Origin of the sequence: Streptomyces sp. NPDC059456 (genome assembly GCF_042750055.1) — a bacterium.
Taxonomy (GTDB): domain Bacteria; phylum Actinomycetota; class Actinomycetes; order Streptomycetales; family Streptomycetaceae; genus Streptomyces.
In genome coordinates, this window is sequence record NZ_JBHYVA010000267.1 from 5,362 (window position 1) to 10,337 (window position 4,976).

Sequence of the window (4,976 nt, forward strand, 5' to 3'; positions counted from 1 at the left end):
CAGCCGGTGCCGTCGGCGGCCGCGGCGAAGGACTTGCAGCGGCCGTTGGGGGCGAGGCCGCGCTCCTGGCTGAACCCGACGAAGGAGGTGGGCGTCGCCATGACGGTCACGCCACCGGCCAGCGCGAGGGCGCACTCGCCGGCGCGCAGGGCCTTGACCGCCCAGTGCAGGGCGACCAGCGAGGAGGAGCAGGCCGTGTCGACGGTGACCGCGGGGCCCTCCAGGCCGAGGGTGTAGGAGATGCGGCCGGAGGCGATGGAGCCGAGGCCGCCGATCCCGCCGTCGGAGGGGTAGTCGTGGTAGACGACGCCCGCGTAGACGCCGGTGCGGCTGCCGCGCAGCGAGTGCGGGTCGATGGTGGCGCGCTCCAGCGCCTCCCAGGAGGTCTCCAGCAGCAGGCGCTGCTGGGGGTCTGTCTCCCGCGCCTCCTTGGGGCTGATCTTGAAGAAGTCGGCGTCGAACCGGTCGGCGTCGTGCAGGAAGCCGCCTTCGCGGGCGTACGACTTCCCGGGCGTCCCGGGCTCCGGGTCGTACAGCCCGTCGACGTCCCAGCCGCGGTTGAGGGGGAAGCCGGTGATCCCGTCGCCGCCCGAGGCCACCAGGTCCCACAGGTCCTCGGGGGAACCGATCCCGCCGGGGTAGCGGCAGCTCATCCCGACGATCGCGATCGGCTCGTGTTCGCGGGCCTCGGCCTCCCGCAGGCGCCGCTTGGCGCTCTGCAGGTCGGCGGTGGCGCGCTTGAGATAGTCGCGGAGTTTGTCCTGGTCAGGCATCTGAAGTCAACCAATCTGAAGCCAACTGTGGTCCGTGCCGGTCGGGGTCTCGCCGGGTCAGAGCCCGAGCTCCCGGTCCAGTGCCTCGAACAGTTCGTCGTCGGTGACCGCCTCGAAGTCCTGCTCCGGGCCGGTCGGTTCGGTGGTGCGGGTGTCCTGCCAGCGGCGCAGTACCGCTTCGAGCCGTGCGGTGATCCGGGTGGGATCGGCGGCGTCCCCGGCGACGGCCGCGAGGGCCGCGTCCAGCTGGTCCAGGGCCTCGGCCACGGCCTGCGTCCCGTCGTCGCCGTCGGGCTGTACGGCGGCGGCCAGGTAGCCGGCCACGGCCCGTGAGGTCGGGAAGTCGAAGGCCAGGCTCGCCGGGAGGGCGAGACCGGTGGCCGTGCCCAGCCGGCTGCGCAGTTCGACCACGGCCAGCGAGTCGAAGCCGAGCTCCTGGAAGGACTGGTCGGCGGCCACGGCGTCGGCCGAGGGGTGGCCGAGCAGCCCGGCGACGTGCGAGCGCACCACCTCCAGGAGCACCCGCTCCCGCTCCTGCGGGTCCAGTCCGGTCAGGCGCCGCCGCAGCTGGTCGGCCTCGTCGGCGCCGCCGCGGCCCTGACGGCCGGCGGGGGTCCGTGCGAAGCCGGCCAGGACGGCCGGTACGCGGCCGGTGGCCGAGCGGAGGGTGCCGCGGTCGAGGTCGAGGGCGGTCAGGTCCGCCCCGTCGGTGCGCAGCGCCTCGTCGAGCAGGTCCAGTCCGCGGTCGGCGCCGAGGGCGGGCAGGCCCAGCGAGGCCAGCAGGGCCTGCTGGTCCGCGGTCTCGGCGGCGGCCTCCCACGGCCCGAAGGCCAGGGCGGTCGCGGCGAGTCCGAGGCCGTGGCGGTGCCGGGCGAGCGCGCCGAGGAAGCCGGCTCCCGCGGCCCGGGCGCCCTGTCCGGCGCCGTGCATCAGCCCGGCGGAGGAGGACAGCAGCAGGAAGGCCGCGAGGCGGTCGCCGCGGGTGAGCTCGTGCAGGTTCCAGGCCGTGTCGGCGGTCCGCCGCAGGGCTTCGTCCAGGGCGTTCCCGGCTCCGGCGCCCGTGAGGGTGCCGTCGGCGGGGGCGTCGGCGTGCACGACCGCGACGAGCGGGTGTTCGGCGGGTGTGCCGGCCAGCAGCGCGGCGAGCGCGGTGCGGTCGGCGGGGTCGCAGTCGGCCACCACGGTGTCGGCGTCGAGGTCGGCGAGGTCGGCGAGGACGTCGGCTCCGGCGGCGCCGTCCGTACGGACGAGCAGCAGGCGGGTGGCGCCGTACGCGGTCACCAGCCGGCGGGCCACCGCGGCCGCGGCGGCGGACCCGGCACCGGTCACCAGGACCGTGCCGGGCAGCTGCGGCCGCTCCTCCTGCACGGCGGCGGCCTTGACCAGCCGCGGTACGAGGACGGTGCCGGCCCGGATCGCGAACTCGGTCAGTCCGGAGCCGAGCGCGGCGGGCAGCGCCTGCCGGGAGGCCTCGGTGTCGTCGAGGTCGGCCAGCACGAACCGGCCCGGGTGCTCGCTCTGGGCGGCCCGCACCAGACCCCAGACCGGGGCCTGGGCGAGGTCGGCTCCCTCGTCCTCGCGGACCGCGACGGCGCCGCGGGTGACGACGGCCAGGGGCGCGGCGCTCGCCCGCTCCTCGCCGAGCCACTGCGTCAGCCGGGTCAGGGTCGCCCCGGCCACGGTGCGGGCCCGGGCGGCGGCGTCGGCGTCGGCGGCCCCTTCGGGTACGGGGCATTCGAACAGGACGGGCGCGTCCTGCGCGGCGGAACCGCCGGCGGGGGCCTGGGTCCAGGTCAGCCGGTAGAGCGCGCCGGGCTGTTCGCCGGTGCGCAGTTCCTCCGCCGAGACGGTCCGCTGGCCCACCGCGGCCGCCGACAGGACGGGACGGCCCTCCTCGTCGGCCGCTTCGACGGCGAGCGTGTCCGGTGCGTCGCGGGTGAGGCGGACGCGCAGGGCGGTGGCGCCGGTCCGGTACAGCCGGAGGTCGGTCCAGGAGGCGGCGGCCAGCGGGGCCGGAGCCCCGGAGTCGATGCGGTCGAGGCGGTCGAGGTGCAGGGCCGCGTCGAGCAGGGCGGGGTGGACGGTGAACCGGTCGGCCGCGGCCTCGCCGGAGCCCGCTTCGGCGGGCAGGGCGATCTCGGCGAACAGTTCGTCACCGCGCCGCCAGGCCGCCCGCAGGCCCTGGAAGACGGGGCCGTACCCGTATCCGCCGGCGAGCAGCCGCTCGTAGGCGTCGGCGACCGCGACGGGCGCGGCGCCCGGCGGCGGCCAGGCCGCGAGGTCGGCGGGGGCGGAGGTGGCGGAGGCGGCGCCCCGGGTGAGGGTGCCTTCGGCGTGCAGGGTCCAGGCGGTGTCCCCGGCGTCCGCGGCGGCCTCGTCGTCCTCGGCGCGGGAGTACGCGCTCACCGTGCGCAGGCCGTCCTCGCCGGGGGCGCCCACCACCACGTGGAGGGGAACGCCGCCCTGCTCGGGCAGCGGCAGCGGGGCGTGCAGGGCCAGGCCGGCCAGCCGGTCGCAGCCGAACTCGGCGCCGGCGCGCAGGGCCAGCTCCACGAAGCCGGTGGCCGGGAGGACGACCGTGCCGAGCAGGTCGTGGTGCTCCAGCCAGGGCTGGGCGGTGCGGGCCGGGCGGCCGGTGAAGGTGGCGCCGCCGGTGCCGGGCGCCGCGACGACCGCGCTCAGCAGCGGGTGGTCCACGGCGTCGAGGCCGAGCGATCCGGCGTCCCCGCCGCGGCGCTCGTCCAGCGCCCAGAACCGGTCGCGGCGGAAGGCGTACGTCGGCAGCTCGACGCGCTGCGCGCCGCTGCCGGCGAAGAAGGCGTGCCAGTCGACGTCGACGCCGTGGGTGTGGGCCTGCGCGACGGCGGCCACGAGGGTGTGCTCCTCGTCGCGTTCGCGCCGCGACAGGGCCAGGAACACCGGGGTGTTGCCGGTGCCGGTGCCGGTGCCGGTGTCCGTGTCGGTGTCGGTGAGGCAGGCGGGGCCGAGGCCGGCGAGGACGGCGTCGGGGCCGACCTCGACGAAGGCGGTGGCTCCGGCGTCGGCGAGGGCGCGTACGCCGTCGCCGAAGCGGACGGCCCGGCGGACGTGCCGGACCCAGTACTGCGGGTCGGCGATCTCCTCGGCGGTCATGATCCGGCCGGTCACGTTCGAGACGAGCGGGATCCGGGGCTCCGCCGGGGAGAGTGCGGCCGCGACGGCGCCGAACTCGGCGAGCATCGGGTCCATCAGCGGCGAGTGGAAGGCGTGCGAGACGCGCAGCCGGGAGCTCTTGCGGCCCAGGGCCGTGAAGTGCTCCCGGATCGCTTCGACTTCGGCCTCGGCACCCGAGACCACCACGGACTGCGGGCCGTTGACCGCGCCGATGCTCACGGCGTCGGTCAGCAGCGGCAGCACCTCGTCCTCGGAGGCCTGGACGGCCAGCATGGCTCCGCCCTCGGGCAGGGCCTGCATCAGCCGGCCGCGGGCGGCGACCAGCTTGGCCGCGTCGGCCAGCGACAGCACGCCGGAGACGTGGGCGGCGACGATCTCGCCGATGGAGTGGCCGGCGAGGAGGTCCGGGCGGACCCCCCAGGACTCCAGCAGCCGGAACAGGGCGGTCTCGAAGGCGAACAGCCCGGTCTGGGTGTGGACGGTGCGGCTGAGTTCCGTCGCGTCCTCGCCCCAGACGACCTCGCGCAGCGGCCGGTCCAGGTGCCGGTCGAGCTCCGCGAGGGCGGCGTCGAACGCCTCGGCGAACACCGGGAAGGCGGCGTGCAGTTCGCGCCCCATGCCGGGGCGCTGCGCACCCTGGCCGGAGAACAGGAAGGCGGTGAGGCCTCCGGTGGCGGCCCGGACGGCGGGTACGGCGGCGGGGGCGCCGGACGCCAGCGCGGCCAGCGCCCGGCGGGCCTGCGCGGGGTCGCCCGCGATCAGCGCGGCCCGGTGTTCCATGGGCGCCCGCGTGGTCGCCAGGGAGAACCCGACGTCACGCGGCTCCGCCGCAGGCAGCGTGTCCAGGTGGCCCAGCAGCCGCCCGGCCTGCCGCGCAAGACCCTCCGGGTCCCGGGCGGACAGCACCCACGGCACGACCCGCGCGGCGGCGGAGGCCTCCGGCGCGGCCGGGGAGGCCGGCTGGGGCAGGTCGGGGGCCTCCAGGATGACGTGGGCGATGGTGCCGCTGATGCCGATGGAGGAGACGCCGCCCCGCCGCCGGGGGGCCGA

The 4,976-nt window shown here is 77.0% G+C and carries 2 protein-coding genes; both read right to left on the bottom strand.

The genetic code is table 11. The features are described from left to right. Positions 1-773 (bottom strand): beta-ketoacyl synthase N-terminal-like domain-containing protein (locus ACFXA3_RS22630; RefSeq protein ID WP_385189316.1); only part of this gene is annotated, 773 nt, incomplete at its 3' end. Positions 774-830: 57 nt separating this feature from the next. Then, on the bottom strand, positions 831-4,976 hold a 4,146-nt coding region (locus tag ACFXA3_RS22635; protein WP_385189319.1), incomplete at its 5' end, for an acyltransferase domain-containing protein.